Genomic DNA, 16,165 nt, shown 5'->3' with positions numbered 1-16,165 from the left:
AATTTGTAAGTATAGTTGTCAAACTTTCAATAGAAATGATATTCCTAAAAAAAAACATAGTTGTATTGGTCTTGACGTTTAGTGCTATTAGCAGCTATTGTCAAGAAAAAAAATGGACCTTAGAGGAATGCGTAAATTACGCATATCAAAATAACATTTCTATCAAACAGTCGGAGCTAGATTCTAATTCATCAGACATCGATAAACTCGAAGCTAAGGCTGCTTTTTTGCCTTCACTCAATGCTAATGCTACTTATAGTGTAAATACTGGAACGAATATTAATCCAACTACCAATCAGTTTTCAAATCAAACATTCAGGTCGTTTAGTTCTGCTGCAAGTATGGGAGTTAATGTTTTTAGTGGTCTTAAAAATTGGAAAAAGCTACAAAGAGCGAAGTTAAGTAGTGTTGCTAATACTTATAAATTAGACAAAATGCGTGATGATATAGCTTTAAATATTGCCAACGCCTATCTACAGATTCTCTTTAACAAAGAGCAGGTAAAAGTTTTTAAAAATCAAATATCAATTACCGAAAAAAATATAGAAAGAACCAAACAGCTCATCGAAGCCGGAAATTTACCTGCGGGTGACATGTATGAATTGGAAGCGACTTTAGCCAGTCAGCAACAACAATTAGTGAATACTGAAAATACGTTGTTGATTGCTAAAATCAATTTAAGTCAAATGATGTTGTTGGATGACTATGCTAATTTTGATATAGCAGATCAAGAGTATCCGGTGCAAATCTCTACCATCGAAAATGAAACTCCTGAAGCGATTTTATCCAAAGCAAAAGAGTCGGTTAAGGATATTAAAATAGCGAGTTATAACTTGGAATTAGCTAAAAAAGATGTCGAAATTTCACGTGCGGGTTACTATCCTACTCTTACGGCATTTTTAGGGTATAATAATAGATGGTCGAACAATATCCCTTTGTCTTTTAACGATCAGATTACGATTTTTGATGGTACAGCGTATGGGTTACAACTTAACGTTCCCATTTTGAATGGACTTGTTTCTAGAACAAGAGTACAGCGAAGTAAACTAAATGTGGAGAGAACTGATTTAGCTTTAAAACAAGCGGAACTCGATCTAGAGCGTAATGTTTTTCAGGCTTACAGTGACGTGATAAATGCTAGAAAGTCCTTCGAATCAGCCCAAAAAACATTGGAAGCTAGAGAAAAAGCAAATGAATTTTCAAAAGCGAGATACGAAATAGGAATGTTGAATGCTTTCGATTTTGCTCAAACTACTTCCGCCATGGAAAGAGCGCAATCTGAAGTGTTAAGAACCAAATACGATTATATTTTCAGAATTAAAATTTTGGAATTTTATTTCGGAATACCCATTATTAAAAATTAATTATTTATGTCTGTTAAAACCAAATATCTTTTATTGGGTGGAGCCTTAGTTGGTCTAACCATCTTTTATTTCTTGGGAAAAAATGGAGTTCTAGGTGGTGGCAAAACAGAGGCTATTGTTGAAGTTGCCCGTGTTGAGCAGCGAACCATAGTAGAAACAGTTTCGGCAACAGGAAAAATTCAGCCCGAAGTAGAAGTGAAGATTTCTTCTGAGGTTTCTGGAGAAATTATTGATTTACCTGTTAAAGAAGGCCAAATCGTTAAAAAAGGAGACTTGTTGGTTCGTGTGAATCCCGAATTGTATGTTTCCGGTTTAAAACGTTCTAAATCGGGACTTTCGAATACCAAAGCCAATTTAAGTCAAGCGGATGCTCAGTTTAACGAAGCCAAAGCTAGTTATGAGCGCAATAAAAAATTATTTGAAAAAGGAATTATTTCTCGTGCAGAATGGGATAAATCGGTAGCTGCTTTTGAAGGAGCTCGTGCTGCCAAAGAAGCGGCATACTTTAATGTGCAAAGTGCTTCGGCTACGGTAAATGAGTCGAAAGAAAACCTGGGGAAAACCTCGATTTATGCGCCATTGAGTGGAACTATATCACGACTTGATGTTGAATTGGGTGAGCGTGTTTTGGGAACTCAGCAGATGGCTGGTACAGAAATGATGCGTGTAGCAAACCTTAACAATATGGAGGTGGAAGTTGATGTGAATGAAAATGATATAGTTAAAATCGAAATAGGAGATGAGGCCAAAGTAGAAGTAGATGCGTATTTGAAAAAAGAGTTCAAAGGGATCGTGACCAGTATTTCCAATTCAGCGAGTACTGCTTTGTCAGCCGATCAGGTAACGAATTTCAAAGTGAAAGTAAGAATTGTAAAAGAGTCATATGCTGATTTACTAGAAGGGAAATCATCGAATTATTCGCCATTTAGACCGGGAATGACCGCAACGGTTGATATCATAACTACTCGCAAGGAAAAAGTAATAGCTGTTCCTATCAGTGCGGTGGTAATGCGTAAAGATACCACTGCGAATCATAAATCATCTGATGATACCGAAAAAGAGGTGAAAGAAGGCGCTCTTGTGGAGGAAACAAAATCGAACAACGAAAAGCGTTACGAATGTGTTTTTGTAAAAACAGATGATAAAGTGGTAATTCGTGTGGTAGAGACAGGTATTCAGGACGATACTTACATAGAGATTTTATCTGGTCTAAAACAAGGGGAAACCATCGTGGTAGGACCTTATAATATGATTTCTAAAGAATTGAATCCCGGCGATAAAGTTAGAGTTAAAACCAAAGCCGAATTAGAAGCAGAACGTAAAGGAGCTAAAGAGAGTTAAATTTAATTTTTCTTAGGTGCTTTTAAGTCATTTATAGTTGATTAATTCTAAAAAAAGCTCAAATCATGTTACCGTTTGAGCTTTTTCTTTTTTACCTATCTTTGTTACTTAGAAAATACAGCGATGACTTACATTTTATCCATAGAAACAGCAACTAAAAATTGTTCAGTATCGGTATCTTTAGACGGCAAAACTATTGCTTGCAAAGAAATAGCAGAAAATGGCTATTCGCATGCCGAAAAATTACATGTTTTTATAGAAGAAATTCTATCCGAAAATAATCTAACATTCAAGGACTTAAAAGCAGTTGCTGTGAGTCAAGGACCAGGATCGTACACCGGATTGCGTATCGGGGTTTCTGCAGCCAAAGGATTGTGTTTTTCATTACAAATTCCATTAATAGCAATTGACACTCTCGAAACGCTAGCAAGACAGTTAGAGGTCGACAATGGAACTATTGTCCCAATGATTGATGCCAGAAGAATGGAATGTTATACCGCTTTTTTTGATTCACAACATCAAAAAACTCGAGAGATCATTTCTGAGATTATTGATGCTGATTCTTATAAAGATATTGATGCTGTGATGCATATTATTGGTGATGGTGCTGAGAAATGTAAAACGGTATTGACCGATTCAAAATTCATTTTTCATGACGATATTGTCTTTCCATCAGCGAAAGATATGAATGCTCCAGCCTATGAGAAATTTCAAAAAAAGGAGACAGTCGATGTCGCATACTTTGAGCCTTTCTACCTAAAAGATTTTCTTATCGTCAAATAGTTAATTTCTGATATAATTTCTTATTTCTTCAAGTATCTCTGATTTTGCCGTTGAAGCATCACTGTTTCTAGTCCATATTTGGATGGTAAAAGTTACCGAAGTATCCGTAAAACTCGATAGATTGATCTCAGGCTTAGGATCTTTCAAAATCAATCCATGATTATTAATTACAGTGTGAAGTTTGTTTTTGAATTCGTTAAGATTTCCGTCGTGACTGGTGGTAAAATCGAAATCTGTTTTTTGTGTCGGAAGTTGAGAGAAATTTTTGATTTTTCCGTTGGATAAAATTCCGTTAGGTATGTAAACGACATGACCGTGATCAGTGGTTATTTTAGTAGAAAAGATTTGAATTTCTTCTACCGTTCCAATGTCTCCTTGTGCGTCGATAAGATCACCAACTTTGAAGGGTTTGAAAAGTATGATAAGGATTCCACCGGCAAAATTAGATAAAGAGCCTTGTAAAGAAAGACCAATGGCTAAACCGGCAGCACCAAGAATGGCTACAAAAGAAGAGGTTTCTACTCCTAGTTTTGATACCACAGCAATAAAAACAATTACACGTAAAGCCCAAAAAATAAGATTACCTAAAAATTAGAGAGGGTAGGTTCTATGTTTCTACTGCGCATTATTTTTTTGAAGGTTCTTGTAATTAAACTAGTAACCCATAGTCCTACAAAAAGAATTAGAAGAGCAGTTATTATTTTAGGTGAAATTTCAAATAGAATTTTTTTTATTGCTTCAATGTAAACGTTCATTTTATGGTTGTATTAAAAGAAGAAGAGGTCAGCAAAACCAACCTCTTGTTTGAATTGTTTGATTAAATTATTTTGATTCTTCTTCGCTGTTCTCCGTTGTTCCTTCTTCGGTATGTGATGTTTCCGTAGTTGTTGCTGCCTGATTTTCTTCTGTATGAGAATGAGTGAGATCAGCCACTTTTTCTTTAACTGCTTCTACAGCATTATGTGTAAATTCTTCAACTTTATCAATCGCTACTTCTGCTTTCTCTTTAACGGTTTCTACTACATTCTCCAATGTCTCTTCCGCTTTAGGGATAAATTCTTTGACTTTTTCTGATGCTTGTTCCGCTAGGTCTTCTGCTTTTTCTACTAAAGGTGCCGTGGTTTCTTTAGCTTGAGCAATAGCGTCTTCGGCAAATTCTTCTACTTTGTGTGTGATTTCTTCTACTTTTCCTTTCGGACCAAATAGGTTTTTAAAAAAACTTCCAATTCCCATTTTTTAATTGTTTTTTTGATTAGTATTACTGTAATATTACAAAAAAAATCTAAGTATTACTAAAAGAGCGTTTCTTAAATTGAAACGCTCTTTTAATATAAGAATTTGCTCTTATTCAATTTCGAAAGTTAGTTTTACATTTACCCTGTATTGACTCACTTTACCGTCTACAACTGTGGCACTCTGTTCCTGAACATACACGGAACGGATGTGTTTTACCGATTTCGATGCTTTTGAAACGGCTTTTGCTGTAGCATCTTCCCAACTGGTTTCCGAGTGTGCTAACACCTCGATTACTTTTAATACTGACATAGTTTTTTAGTTTAAATGATTATTATCCTTAAAATTAATCATTTAAAATCTTAAAAACAAATGTTAGCCGTTCAGTGCTTCAACTCTAATATCTTGATCTTGAAGCATTTCCTTAAGCATATTCTCTATTCCGTTCTTTAAGGTAAAGGTGGAAGAAGGGCATCCGCTACAAGCTCCCTGAAGTACTACTTTTACTTTTTTATCGGTTTCTGAGAAAGAATCGAAAAGAATGTTTCCACCATCGGCTGCTACAGCGGGTTTAATGTATTCTTCAATAATATTGATAATTTTTTGAGAGGTTACATCTAATGTATCAAAGTTTTTGATTTCTTGTTTGTCTTGTTTTTCAGATTTGACAACCTTGGTCTCGTCAACGGCAATGTTTCCATTTTCGATAAATTCTTTAATGAAAGTTCTAATTTCATTCGTGATTTCTTGCCATTCGCTTACCGCGTATTTGGTAATAGAAATGTAATTTTCATCGATAAAAACCTCCTTCACGTAAGGGAATTTGAACAATTCTTTTGCAAGTGGAGACGCTTCAGTTTCGTCTATGTTTTTACATTCTACAATGGTTTTTGTAAGTAATCGACTGGCTACGAATTTGATTACCGCCGGATTCGGAGTGCTTTCTGCGTAAACAGTAACAGGAACTTTTTTAGGAGCTTCTTTTGGTTTGATTACTTCTCCGCCAGCATTGACGTAGTTTTCTATTTGATCAGCAACTTCATGTTTCACATCATCCCATTCTACAATGCTGAATTTTTCTATGGCTATAAAATTGCCAGAAATGTAAATAGTTTTAACAAATGGTAGGTAAAATAATTGTTGCGCCAAGGGAGAATCGGCACATTCATCAATGTTTTTGAATTCGAAACTTTGATTTGGGCTAATAAAGTATGAGAATTCGAATTTTAAGATACTCGGATTGTTTGTTTCTTTTATTGTGATCAGTTTCATCTGTTTTTTTTGCAAAGTTACTAAACAAACTATTAGGAAATTAAACTTGTTTTTTTTTAAATTTTTATTAACGTTTATCTTTGAAATAATGTGTTTTTTTGAACAAAAATTATATCTTTGACCGTTTTTCAATTTCTTGAACCTAAGTTTGTTTTAGCAAGATTTTGAAGTTTCTAAATCTATCAGACATGAATTTAAAGAAGATTAAATTACTTTTCCTTTGTTTAGTTAGTCAGCTTTCTTTTTCACAAGAAGGAATTCCGGTTTATTCGGATTATTTGACCGATAATTATTACCTTTTGCATCCTTCTATGGCTGGTGCTTCGAATTGTGCTAAAATAAGACTAACAGCAAGAAATCAATGGTTTGGAAACGATGATGCTCCTGCTCTTCAAACATTAAGTTTTAATAGTAAAATTGGAGATCAAGGTTCTGCAATTGGTGCTGTTTTATTTAACGATAAGAATGGTTATCATTCACAGAAAGGAGCGAAAATCACCTACGCGCATCATTTGATGTTTTCAAGAAGTGCAGCCGATTTAAATCAGTTGTCTTTTGGATTAAGTGCTGGTTTAGTACAAAATCAATTAGATGAAACTAGCTTCGATTTGACAGATTTTGATCCAATTATCGCAGGAATCATTCAGCGTTCTACTTATTTCAATATCGATTTTGGTGCTTCGTATAATTTCTTAGATTTTTATGTACACGGTACGGTTAAGAATGCTTTGTTTAGAAGTCGTGACTTATACACCGATTTTGAATCGGATAATTTGAGAAAATATATCTTCAGTACAGGATATGTTTTTGGAAATATGCAAAAGTTGTCTTTTGAACCTTCTGTGATGTTTCAATTAACGGAGCGTACTAAAGAAAAAGCTATGGATTTGAACCTTAAAGTTTACAAAGAAGTTGATTTTGGAAAGATTTGGGGTGGTTTGTCTTATAGAAGAAGTTTTGATGGTACTCAATATCGAGATGGAACGCAAATTAACAGTCAAAAATTACAATATATCACTCCTTTGGTGGGTGTAAATTATAAGAAATTTATGGTGGCTTATACCTATTCCAATGTGATGGGTGATATTAAGTTCCAAACAGGAGGTTTTCATCAAATTACCCTTGGATTTGATTTTTCTTGTAGAAAAGAGAAATATAGTTGTAAATGTCCTGCAGTTAATTAAAATATATAACATAATGTCCCGATTTATCGGGACTTATTATTTTTAGATGATGCTTATAAAAGAAGTAAATGGAAAGTATCCTCAAATACCAGAGGATTGTTACGTGGCCGAAAATGCTACTATAGTGGGTGATGTCATTTTTGGTGAACAGTGTAGTGTTTGGTTCAATGCGGTAATCCGTGGGGATGTTCATTTTATTACAATTGGTAATAAAGTTAATATTCAAGATGGAGCAGTTATTCATTGTACGTACCAGAAACATCCAACGATTATAGGGAATAATGTTTCTATCGGTCATAATGCGATTGTACATGGTTGCACGATAAAAGACAATGTTTTAATAGGGATGGGAGCTATTGTTATGGATGGATGTGTCATCGAAAGCAATGCTATAGTAGCAGCCGGAAGTGTAGTAACTCAAAATACAGTGGTAGAATCAGGGACTATCTATGCCGGTATTCCTGCAAAAAAGGTGAAAGATATTGATCAGAGTAATTTTGCTGGTGAAATTGAAAGGATTTCTAACAATTATGTGATGTATTCTAGTTGGTTCAAATAGAATACAAATGCATCAATAAAAATGAAAATATTCTTTTTAGGAATACTTTTTATTTAAAAATCCTTCTCGAAAACATTCTCAGAAAATCCTAAGATTTTTTTCAAAACTGAGGCATCGCTATTAGTATAAAAAGTAGCGTTGCCTTTTTTATTTTCTTTATTTAACAAGTCTAGTTTTTCTAAAACAGCTTTAGTTTGTTTGGCTACGGCTTCCCCTGAATCGATAATTTTAATATGCGGTGGCAGTATTTGTTTTATTTTAGGAATCAAATAAGGATAATGGGTGCAGCCTAATACCAAATAATCTATATTGCCTTTAATCATTGGCCTTAGGTATATTTTGAGTAGATTCATCATTTCTTCCGAATCAATTTTTCCTTCTTCAATGAGCTCTACTAAACCGTAACCAATTTGTTCAAATATTTTTACGTTGGTAAAACTTTCGATTCTTTTGTGAAATAATTCACTATGTAGCGTTCCTTTGGTTGCTAATATCCCTATGGTTTGAGTTTCGGATTGATTGGCTGCGGGTTTGATGGCTGGTTCAATTCCTATGAATGGAACTTGGTACTTTTCTCTTAACTCTTTAATCGCATTGGTGGTTGCCGTATTACAAGCCACGACAATCATTTTGCAATTTTGTGCCAATAGAAAGTCTACATTTTTACAGCATAGGTCTATGATCTCTTGCTTGTTTTTTTTGCCGTAGGGAGCGTTTTTCGAGTCGGCTAAATATATGGTATTTTCGTTTGGTAGCAGTTGATGAATTTCTTTCCAGATGGAGGTGCCTCCTATACCGGAATCAAATAGGCCTATAGGGTTGGTGTTACTCATAAAACAAATATAAAAAAAAACTGCGTTACTCATTAACGCAGTTTTTTAAAATTAGTTTTGTATGGAATTAGAATTTCAATTCTTTTTTAACGTCTTCGAATAAGTTTGGACCATCAGCAACAATTAAAGTAGAAGCGTCCATTACATACTGATATCCTTTTGCTTTAGCAACTTTAACGATAGCAGCTTTTGCTTTATCCATGATTGGCTTGATGATTTCTGTTTCTTTGTCTTGTAATTGTTTTTGAGCATTGTCTCTGTATTGTTGAATACGTTGCCCCATGTCCTGCATTTCTTTAGCACGAGTTTCGTTTACTTCTTTTGTAGCAGTTTCTGCTTCACTTTCGTATTTTCTCATTTTTGTCTGATATTCAGTTACCATAGTAGAATATTCAGTTTCGAAAGTTTTATTTAGTTTGTCTAATTGTGCTTTTGCAGATGTCATTTCTGGCATTTTAGACAATAATTCTTGTACATCTATATGTGCGGTTTTAGCTTGAGCATTCATTGAACTAGCCCCTAACATCATTACTGCAGCAATAAGTAAAGTTTTAATCTGTTTCATCATTTTAGTATTTATAAGTGTAATTAATTTTAATTGTTTTTCTTTTTTAATTCTTCTTCTTTAGCCTTTCTAGCGGCTTCTTTTTCTTCAAGGATTTTTTTTCTTTTTGCTTCCAATTCTTTTCGGCGATCGTCTAATGCTTTTTTATTGTTTTCTATTGCTTTCAGTCGCTCAGCCTCTTTCGCTTTTTTTACTGAATCTTGAACTGTTTTGTTACTTTCAGTATTGCTTGTGTTTTTTGAAACATTCTCTGAAACGTTGTTGTTTTCTGTTTTAGAAGAATCAATTGTCGTGCCAGAATTTTTTTTGTTACGTTCTTCAATTAGCTTCTTGCGATTCTCTTCAAAGGTCTTTCTTTTTTCTTCAGTTGTTTTGCGACGTTCTTCTAAAATCTTTTCTCTTTTAGCTTTCTTCTCATCTAGTAAACGTTGTCTTTCTGATAAAGCAGCGTTGTCAGCAATTTCGTCTTGTTGTTCTTCCTTTTCTTCTAATTGTCTTTGCTGCTTTTTGCTTAATTCTTCGCGTTTCTCAGCGCGTGTTATTACACGTATTACTTGGTCACTGATGTCAAATTTTTTCGAAGAGAAAAGCATAGTCATATCAGAAGATTTGTCAAAGATGAAATCATATTGTTTGGCAGTTGCAAGATCTTGTACCGTATTGAAAACTTGATCTTGTACCGGTTTGATAATCGTTTCTTTTTGAATGGCTAAATCGCCACGAGGACCAAATCTTTTTTGTTGATAATCGATAAGGTCAGTCTCAAGAAATTTGATTTCTTCTTCTTTTTCCTCAATTAATTCTTTGGTATATAACGCTTTTTCGTTTTTTAAAGCCTCTTTTAGTTTTTGGATTTTGTTTTTTCGTTCTTCAATATCCTGTTTCCATTTTTGGGCTTTTTGTTCAAGTTGGTTTTCTGCTTCTTTATAATCTGGTACATTTTCAAGGATATAATCCATGTCAATGTAGCCTATTCTTATTCCAGCTTTGCTTTGTGCGATGGCAAAATTCGAGGCGGTAAAGAATGCGATTAATAAAAAAAGCTTTTTCATAGTTTGTTTTTTATGTTGATTGTGATATCAAATATAACTAAAATTGTTGACCTATGATAAAATGAGTTTCCCAACCGTTTTTGGCTCCGTTTGGTGTGATGGAGTCAAATCCATGAGCAAAATCAATTCCTAATAATCCAAAGGCTGGCATGAATACACGAATACCAACTCCTGCAGATCGTTTTAGGTTGAATGGATTATAGCTCTTAAATTCAGAATAAGCAGAACCTCCTTCAACAAAAGTCAATGCATATATTGATGCTGCTTGTTTTAGTGTAATAGGATAACGCAATTCTAGGGAGAATTTATTGTATATAGTTGCACCAATTTGTTCTCCTCTTGCATTGGATGGGGTTAAGGAATTATTAGGATAACCTCTTAACTGAATAGTTTCACGACCATCCATAGAGTAATTGGCCATACCGTCTCCTCCTAGATAAAATCTTTCAAAAGGTACAAGTCCTCTTGCCTGATCGTATGCGCCCATGAAACCAAACTCTCCTAAAGAACGAAGCGTTAATTTTTCGTAAACTTTGGTATACCATTCGGCTTTGAATTTGATTTTATAGTATTCTAACCAATTGAATTTTTTCTGATCCACTAACGATCTATCTGCTGCAGCTTGTTGCCAAGTTTCTGCGTATTGATAAGTACCAGAACCAGGAGTAGATTCTTTTAAATAATCACCTTCTTGTAATTCATGTATCCCGTCTGAAATAATTTGGTAACCTCTTGAATTTTGACCGTATTTTAATTTATAATCTTTTTCATTCTCAAGGTTAGCATAATCTACACCGTTGAAAAGAGAATAAGGAGGTGTAAATTTAGCAGTTACACTAAATTCAGAACCGTAAGTAGGGAAAATTGGGTTAACACCTTTGTTATTTCTAGATAAACCAATAGTATAACTTAAGTTTCTTGAAGTTCCGTTTCCAAAAGTAAACAAACCAATGTTGTAGTTGTTTAATGAATAGTGTTGGTAACTCAATGAATTAGATAATACAAAGAAATCATCCGGTACACGTAATCTCTTAGCCAATCCTAAAGAAGCGGTAAAGATGTTAAAACTTCTAGATTTATCTACTTGATTGTAAACAAAGTTGTTTGAAAATTGTTTACTGTATGAGATCGATCCGAAAAGCTGAACAGGTTTTTTACCTCCAAACCAAGGTTCAGTAAAAGAGAAACTGTAAGTTTGGAAATAAGTACTTCCTTGTAAACGCAATGACAATTTTTGTCCATCACCCATAGGTAGTGGTTTGTAAGCGTTTTTCTTAAATATATTTCCGATAGAGAAATTATTGAAAGATAATCCTAGGGTTCCGATGAAACCACCGCCACCGTAACCTCCTTGAAGTTCGATTTGGCTCGCTCCTTTTTCTATTAGGTTGTATTTGATATCTACCGTTCCCGCTGCAGGATCAACATTTTCAAATTTAGGATCTATAGCTTCCGCATCAAAGAAACCTAATTGTCCAATTTCACGGATTGTTCTTACCAATAATTCTTTGCTGTAAATTTCTCCTGGTTTAGTACGTAATTCACGGTAAATAACTTTATCGTTTGTTTTATCGTTTCCAGCAACCGAAATTTTGTTGAAGTAAGCCAATGGACCTTCAATAACACGAATTTCCAAGTCGATGGTATCATTAACTGTTTTAACTTCTACAGGGTTAATGTTAGAGAACAAATAACCATTGTTTTGGTATAAGTTGGTAATGTCTTCTCCGTCTGGCTTAGATTTATCTGCAATACGTTTATCTAGTAAGACTCCGTTGTAAACATCCCCTTTTTTAATTCCTAATATTCTAGATAAAACTTGGTCGCTATAAACAGTGTTTCCTATGAAATTGATATCGCCAAAATAATATTTGTTTCCTTCTTCAATGTTTAAGTTGATAGTGATTTCATTTTGTTCTTTGTTGTATACCACAGAGTCAGAAACCACACGTGCATCACGGTATCCATTTTCTTTGTATTTATCAACGATAGAAGTTAGGTCTTCTTTGTATTTATCTCGAATGAATTTAGAAGCTTTGAAGATGCGTAAAGGATTGTATGGACTTTTTTGTTTGGTGTTTTTCATAGCTTTACGCACTTTTGCGTCGGCCATTTTTGAATTACCATTAACATTGATTTTCTTGATTTTTACTTTATCTCCCTTGTCTACATTAATAATCATGTTCACATGATTAATAGTTGTAGTGTCCTCTACAGTAGTGATGTTTACTTTTGTGTTGAAAAAACCATCTTTTTTATACTTATTTTCTATATAGTATTTAGTAGTGGTGATAAGATTTTCATTAACTATTTTTTCTGGAGTTAATGCGTTGTCTTTCGTTAAGCTTTCTATAGCTCCTTTTTTAACACCTACGAATTTAACTTCCTTTAATTTAGGAAGTTCGTTTAGGTTAAGTTCCAAAGAAATACTATCGCCTTCGATTTGATCTACATAGAAATTCACATTGTTATACAATCCCAATTTCCATAGTTTCTTAATAGAATTACTGATTTCTTCCCCTGGTACAGTAATAGATTGCCCTTTCTGTAAACCAGCAAAAGTTACAATGGTTTGTTCATTGTAGGTTACTTTTCCAGTTACCGAAACTTTTTTTAGTATATAAACTTTTCCTTGATCAAAAGGAACCCTGTCTTGTGCATTTATAATCGCCGTTTGGCTTAATAAAAAAAACAACAATCCTAATTTAAGGTTGTTTCTGAATCGTAATAAATTATTTAATCTGCTCACTTGTTTTTCCAAATCTTCGTTCTCTTTTTTGATAGCTAATGATGGCTTCATATAAATGTTCTTCTGTGAAATCTGGCCACAATACATCGGTAAAATAAAATTCGGCATAAGCAATTTGCCATAGTAAAAAGTTACTGATGCGGTGTTCACCACTGGTTCGTACCACTAAATCTACATCGGTTAGATCATGTGTGTAAAGATGATTATTTAATACGGTTTCATCAATAGAATCAATTGAAATTATATTATTTTTAACTTTATCTGATATTTTTTTAACAGCATTTAAGATTTCTTCTCTAGATCCATAACTAAGCGCTAGAGTTAAAGTCATGCGGGTGTTCATTTTGGTCTTTTCGATAACTTCCAAAAGCTCTTTTTGAACTACTTTGGGTAAATTGTCTAGATTACCAATAGCGTTTAGCTTAATATTGTTTTTGACCAACGTTTCCAATTCTTTTTTTAGAGAGGAAATTAAAAGTTTCATGAGTAATTCAACTTCTAATTTTGGGCGATTCCAGTTTTCCGTAGAAAAAGCATAAAGCGTTAGATTCTCGATGCCTAATCTGGCACAAGCTTCCACAGTTGTTCTTACACTTTTGGTGCCGTTTTCATGGCCAAAAGCACGTAACATACCTTTTTGTTTGGCCCAACGGCCATTCCCATCCATGATGATGGCTAAGTGCTTAGGGAGGTTGTCTGTGTTAATTTTATTTAATAAGCTCATGTATTATTCTCTGCAATAACAAGGTTTCTGACCAAAAGTATAGGTTAGTGTAGCCCCCGTAAATATATACCAATCTTTACTATTGATGTTGCCAAATTTGTACGGCTCTAACGAGTTGTTTTTGGGCAAACTACCATCAATATCATCAGCAAAAGTATAACGGGCACCACTTTCTAATCCTAGAATTAAATTGGGCGAAATCTTCATTTTAATACCTGCAATAATAGGTAGAGCAAAACTACCCGAATTATCGTCGGTTTTATATTGTTTGTTCATCACATACAAATTATCGTATAAAAAATAATTTATACCCGATGAAAGATAAGGGCTCATAAAAAAGCCTGATTCGTGTTGGTCAAAATCAAAAAAATTGAATTCAAAACCTGCTGAAAATTCTGTTATAGTGTTTTCAAACGCTAAATCTCTTTCCACTCTCCCAGAAATATCCGAATCCGAATCATCTCCTGAGATTTTTGCTCGCGTAGCGGAAAACCTCCAGGCAAAACGCGGACTCTTGTTCCATTTGTATAAAATACCAAAAGCAGGCTCGTTAGGATGAATGTAATTGGTTCGTCCCACATCGCCTACAAAATTGCTTCCGCCTGCAAATATACCCAATTCATGAATTTGTGCATGAGCAAAAGGTACTGTTAACAAAAGCGTTATGATATAATAAACTTTCTTCATTTTTATAATAGGTTGCAAATATACTAATTATGACCACTTAACAAAGTGAAAATTGAGAATCTCCTACAATTGTTAGTAATTTTATTCTACTTAAAACGAAAAAGTATCTTATGTAGTATTTTTTGGCTCCTAATTACGTTTGTCTTCTCCAAAAAGTAATTTGTTGCGTAATGTTTTTAGGAAGGTCTCTTCGGGGATTTCGACCATGTTTATTTTAAAGGAGGTTTTTTTTATGGTAATGGTTGAATTGTTTTTTACCGCTGAAATTCTCGAATCTAAAGAAACCAAATAATTTTCTTCTCTTCCGGAAACTTTTAATTTGATTACGGTGTCGTCCGGAATTACAATAGGTCTAGCGTTTAAATTATGTGGTGCAATGGGGGTTAAGACCAAACTTTCAGTAGTTGGTGCTAGTATTGGGCCTCCACAACTTAACGAATAGCCTGTGGAACCGGTGGGAGTAGAGATGATTAAACCATCGGCCCAATAGGATGTAAGGTACTCGTCGTTCAAATACGTGTCGATTGTAATCATCGAAGTAGTGTCTTTTCGATTTACAGTGACATCGTTCATGGCAAAATTTAATTGTTTGAAAGCATCGATTTCGGGTGAGCAATCTAAACTGAGAAGGGTTCTCTTGGAGATGGTGTGTTTTTTTTCTAAAACCAGTTGTAAAAAGCGTTCTAAATTTTCCTGTTGTACCGTGGCCAAAAAACCTAGTCTCCCGGCATTAATTCCTAGAATGGGAATCCCTAAATCACGAACAAGGGTTGCGGCACGTAAAAAAGTTCCATCTCCTCCAACACTAATCAGCATGTCGTAACTATGATCTAAATCGCTGTAAGAGGAAAAGGTAGGTATCGAAAAGCTAATCGCATTATGGTCTTGAAGCATTTTTAGAAAAACAACTTCCATGCTGAATTCTACCCCGTTGTTTTTCAAAAATTGTAAAAGTCGCCCAATGATAGGCGAAGTAGAATTTTGATAATACTGACCGTAAATTGCGACTTTCATTAATTTTTAATTTTGAGGTTAATCGATACAAAAGTATAACAGAAATAATTATATATTCAAATATTTATCCAGATAATCGGAACGTTCTTTGAGTGTTTTTAGATGTTCATCTTCCTGATGCTCGGAAATAATTTCGTATTCGTAACGGCGAAAAGTTTGAATAATGTCGTTAATGCCACCTTCTCCTAATTTGATGGTGATTTGAACTTTTTCTCTATCGGCATTAGAAACAAAAGCTCCTAGAAATCGACCTCTGTTGCCTTCTACTATTTGTGCAATTTGGCTGAAAGAATAATCGTTTATTCCTTTTTCAACAATAATGATCGCGCCAATTTCTTTTAGGAAAGGAGTTTCGTTAAAAACTTTTACTACATCTTCTAATTTGTAGTATCCTATATAATTGTTGAGTTCATCGAGTATAGGAATAATGTTGGTCTCATTTTTGGCAAAATCGTCTAAAACATCTAGTAAAACCGAATTTTTTCTAGTAAAAAAGCCTTCGAAATTATATTTATAATGAGATAAATTTCTGTCGAAATCAAGTGTTTCTGCATCTTCAGCGGCAATATTTCCTATGAAAACACCATCTTCCACGACTGGAAAATGTGAAAAATTCATATCGGCAAAAAAATCTTGTACTTGTGATATCGTTTCTTTACTGTCGAAAGGTTTGAAATCCTGATTGATATAATCTAAAAGTGTATTCATAACGGTTCGGTTATTCCAATGCAAAATAATTAAAAAATAAGAGAATGACCTTGTTTAAGTTCGTATTTTTGTGCCATCACAATAAAATGTATCTAAA

At 34.1% G+C, this 16,165-nt stretch carries 18 protein-coding genes; 5 read left to right on the top strand and 13 right to left on the bottom strand.

Annotation, left to right across the window (positions count from 1 at the left end):
* Positions 1 to 35: 35 nt before the first annotated feature.
* From NAT50_RS01855 to tsaB, 3 genes are all read left to right on the top strand, one after another.
* Positions 36 to 1,364, top strand: a complete 1,329-nt coding sequence (locus tag NAT50_RS01855) for a TolC family protein (protein ID WP_250590909.1) — start codon at positions 36 to 38, stop codon at positions 1,362 to 1,364.
* 6 nt (positions 1,365 to 1,370) lie between these two features.
* Entirely contained in the window at positions 1,371 to 2,705 is a 1,335-nt protein-coding gene (locus NAT50_RS01850) for an efflux RND transporter periplasmic adaptor subunit (RefSeq protein ID WP_250590907.1), read from the top strand.
* Between the two features lie 123 nt (positions 2,706 to 2,828).
* Positions 2,829 to 3,488: a tRNA (adenosine(37)-N6)-threonylcarbamoyltransferase complex dimerization subunit type 1 TsaB gene (gene tsaB / locus NAT50_RS01845; RefSeq protein WP_250590905.1), complete on the top strand. Its 660-nt coding sequence runs from the start codon at positions 2,829 to 2,831 to the stop codon at positions 3,486 to 3,488.
* On the opposite strand, the gene NAT50_RS01840 is transcribed toward tsaB, so the two are convergent.
* From NAT50_RS01840 to NAT50_RS01820, 5 genes are all read right to left on the bottom strand, one after another.
* Positions 3,489 to 4,028, bottom strand: coding sequence for a mechanosensitive ion channel family protein (locus NAT50_RS01840; RefSeq protein ID WP_250590903.1), 540 nt, complete (start codon positions 4,026 to 4,028; stop codon positions 3,489 to 3,491).
* Positions 4,029 to 4,072: 44 nt separating this feature from the next.
* Positions 4,073 to 4,243 carry a mechanosensitive ion channel family protein gene (locus tag NAT50_RS01835; RefSeq protein ID WP_250590901.1) on the bottom strand — a complete coding sequence of 57 codons (171 nt, stop codon included), beginning with the start codon at positions 4,241 to 4,243 and terminating at the stop codon, positions 4,073 to 4,075.
* Positions 4,244 to 4,310: 67 nt separating this feature from the next.
* A complete protein-coding gene (locus tag NAT50_RS01830) occupies positions 4,311 to 4,721 on the bottom strand; it encodes a ring-infected erythrocyte surface antigen domain-containing protein (RefSeq protein WP_250590899.1) in 411 nt (136 codons plus the stop codon).
* Between the two features lie 111 nt (positions 4,722 to 4,832).
* Positions 4,833 to 5,033: a dodecin family protein gene (locus NAT50_RS01825; RefSeq protein ID WP_250590897.1), complete on the bottom strand. Its 201-nt coding sequence runs from the start codon at positions 5,031 to 5,033 to the stop codon at positions 4,833 to 4,835.
* 63 nt (positions 5,034 to 5,096) lie between these two features.
* The gene (locus NAT50_RS01820) at positions 5,097 to 5,993 is read right to left on the bottom strand and encodes a NifU family protein (protein WP_250590895.1); all 897 of its coding nucleotides are present in this window, start codon (positions 5,991 to 5,993) and stop codon (positions 5,097 to 5,099) included.
* Positions 5,994 to 6,181: 188 nt separating this feature from the next.
* Between NAT50_RS01820 and NAT50_RS01815 the strand changes: the two genes are divergently transcribed.
* Positions 6,182 to 7,177: a PorP/SprF family type IX secretion system membrane protein gene (locus NAT50_RS01815; protein ID WP_250590893.1), complete on the top strand. Its 996-nt coding sequence runs from the start codon at positions 6,182 to 6,184 to the stop codon at positions 7,175 to 7,177.
* A gap of 49 nt (positions 7,178 to 7,226) precedes the next feature.
* Positions 7,227 to 7,736: a gamma carbonic anhydrase family protein gene (locus tag NAT50_RS01810; protein ID WP_250591406.1), complete on the top strand. Its 510-nt coding sequence runs from the start codon at positions 7,227 to 7,229 to the stop codon at positions 7,734 to 7,736.
* A gap of 53 nt (positions 7,737 to 7,789) precedes the next feature.
* On the opposite strand, the gene murI is transcribed toward NAT50_RS01810, so the two are convergent.
* The 8 genes from murI to NAT50_RS01770 form a co-directional block, all read right to left on the bottom strand.
* Positions 7,790 to 8,569, bottom strand: a complete 780-nt coding sequence (gene murI, locus NAT50_RS01805; protein WP_250591404.1) for a glutamate racemase — start codon at positions 8,567 to 8,569, stop codon at positions 7,790 to 7,792.
* A 67-nt stretch (positions 8,570 to 8,636) separates the two neighbouring features.
* On the bottom strand, positions 8,637 to 9,134 hold the full coding sequence (locus NAT50_RS01800; protein ID WP_250590891.1) for an OmpH family outer membrane protein: 498 nt from the start codon (positions 9,132 to 9,134) through the stop codon (positions 8,637 to 8,639).
* Positions 9,135 to 9,163: 29 nt separating this feature from the next.
* Positions 9,164 to 10,186, bottom strand: a complete 1,023-nt coding sequence (locus NAT50_RS01795) for an OmpH family outer membrane protein (RefSeq protein ID WP_250590889.1) — start codon at positions 10,184 to 10,186, stop codon at positions 9,164 to 9,166.
* A 37-nt stretch (positions 10,187 to 10,223) separates the two neighbouring features.
* Positions 10,224 to 12,986 (bottom strand): BamA/OMP85 family outer membrane protein, encoded by a 2,763-nt coding sequence (locus NAT50_RS01790; RefSeq protein ID WP_250590887.1) that lies wholly within the window; start codon positions 12,984 to 12,986, stop codon positions 10,224 to 10,226.
* Positions 12,919 to 13,659: an isoprenyl transferase gene (locus NAT50_RS01785; RefSeq protein WP_250590885.1), complete on the bottom strand. Its 741-nt coding sequence runs from the start codon at positions 13,657 to 13,659 to the stop codon at positions 12,919 to 12,921. Before NAT50_RS01785 ends, NAT50_RS01790 begins: the two co-directional genes overlap by 68 nt.
* 3 nt (positions 13,660 to 13,662) lie before the next feature.
* Complete coding sequence (porG, locus tag NAT50_RS01780; RefSeq protein ID WP_250590883.1) at positions 13,663 to 14,346, bottom strand: type IX secretion system protein PorG; 684 nt, start codon at positions 14,344 to 14,346, stop codon at positions 13,663 to 13,665.
* 129 nt (positions 14,347 to 14,475) lie between these two features.
* Positions 14,476 to 15,360 carry an NAD kinase gene (locus tag NAT50_RS01775; RefSeq protein WP_250590881.1) on the bottom strand — a complete coding sequence of 295 codons (885 nt, stop codon included), beginning with the start codon at positions 15,358 to 15,360 and terminating at the stop codon, positions 14,476 to 14,478.
* 48 nt (positions 15,361 to 15,408) lie between these two features.
* Positions 15,409 to 16,068 carry a CBS domain-containing protein gene (locus tag NAT50_RS01770; protein WP_250590879.1) on the bottom strand — a complete coding sequence of 220 codons (660 nt, stop codon included), beginning with the start codon at positions 16,066 to 16,068 and terminating at the stop codon, positions 15,409 to 15,411.
* Positions 16,069 to 16,165 lie beyond the last annotated feature (97 nt).

The sequence above is a fragment of the Flavobacterium luminosum genome, assembly GCF_023635005.1.
In the GTDB taxonomy this organism is placed as follows: Bacteria; Bacteroidota; Bacteroidia; order Flavobacteriales; family Flavobacteriaceae; genus Flavobacterium; species Flavobacterium luminosum.
The sequence above is the reverse complement of the archived record's forward strand: the minus strand, read 5'-3'. Positions and strand labels throughout refer to the sequence as shown.

Bases quoted from the DNA above. Each gene is read 5' to 3' on its own strand.
- NAT50_RS01855 (WP_250590909.1), top strand. From the start codon at position 36: ATGATATTCCTAAAAAAAAACATAGTTGTATTGGTCTTGACGTTTAGT.
- NAT50_RS01850 (WP_250590907.1), top strand. From the start codon at position 1,371: ATGTCTGTTAAAACCAAATATCTTTTATTGGGTGGAGCCTTAGTTGGT.
- tsaB (WP_250590905.1), top strand. From the start codon at position 2,829: ATGACTTACATTTTATCCATAGAAACAGCAACTAAAAATTGTTCAGTA.
- NAT50_RS01835 (WP_250590901.1), bottom strand. From the start codon at position 4,243: ATGAACGTTTACATTGAAGCAATAAAAAAAATTCTATTTGAAATTTCA.
- NAT50_RS01830 (WP_250590899.1), bottom strand. From the start codon at position 4,721: ATGGGAATTGGAAGTTTTTTTAAAAACCTATTTGGTCCGAAAGGAAAA.
- NAT50_RS01825 (WP_250590897.1), bottom strand. From the start codon at position 5,033: ATGTCAGTATTAAAAGTAATCGAGGTGTTAGCACACTCGGAAACCAGT.
- NAT50_RS01820 (WP_250590895.1), bottom strand. From the start codon at position 5,993: ATGAAACTGATCACAATAAAAGAAACAAACAATCCGAGTATCTTAAAA.
- NAT50_RS01815 (WP_250590893.1), top strand. From the start codon at position 6,182: ATGAATTTAAAGAAGATTAAATTACTTTTCCTTTGTTTAGTTAGTCAG.
- NAT50_RS01810 (WP_250591406.1), top strand. From the start codon at position 7,227: ATGCTTATAAAAGAAGTAAATGGAAAGTATCCTCAAATACCAGAGGAT.
- murI (WP_250591404.1), bottom strand. From the start codon at position 8,569: ATGAGTAACACCAACCCTATAGGCCTATTTGATTCCGGTATAGGAGGC.
- NAT50_RS01800 (WP_250590891.1), bottom strand. From the start codon at position 9,134: ATGAAACAGATTAAAACTTTACTTATTGCTGCAGTAATGATGTTAGGG.
- NAT50_RS01795 (WP_250590889.1), bottom strand. From the start codon at position 10,186: ATGAAAAAGCTTTTTTTATTAATCGCATTCTTTACCGCCTCGAATTTT.
- NAT50_RS01790 (WP_250590887.1), bottom strand. From the start codon at position 12,986: ATGAAGCCATCATTAGCTATCAAAAAAGAGAACGAAGATTTGGAAAAA.
- NAT50_RS01785 (WP_250590885.1), bottom strand. From the start codon at position 13,659: ATGAGCTTATTAAATAAAATTAACACAGACAACCTCCCTAAGCACTTA.
- porG (WP_250590883.1), bottom strand. From the start codon at position 14,346: ATGAAGAAAGTTTATTATATCATAACGCTTTTGTTAACAGTACCTTTT.
- NAT50_RS01775 (WP_250590881.1), bottom strand. From the start codon at position 15,360: ATGAAAGTCGCAATTTACGGTCAGTATTATCAAAATTCTACTTCGCCT.
- NAT50_RS01770 (WP_250590879.1), bottom strand. From the start codon at position 16,068: ATGAATACACTTTTAGATTATATCAATCAGGATTTCAAACCTTTCGAC.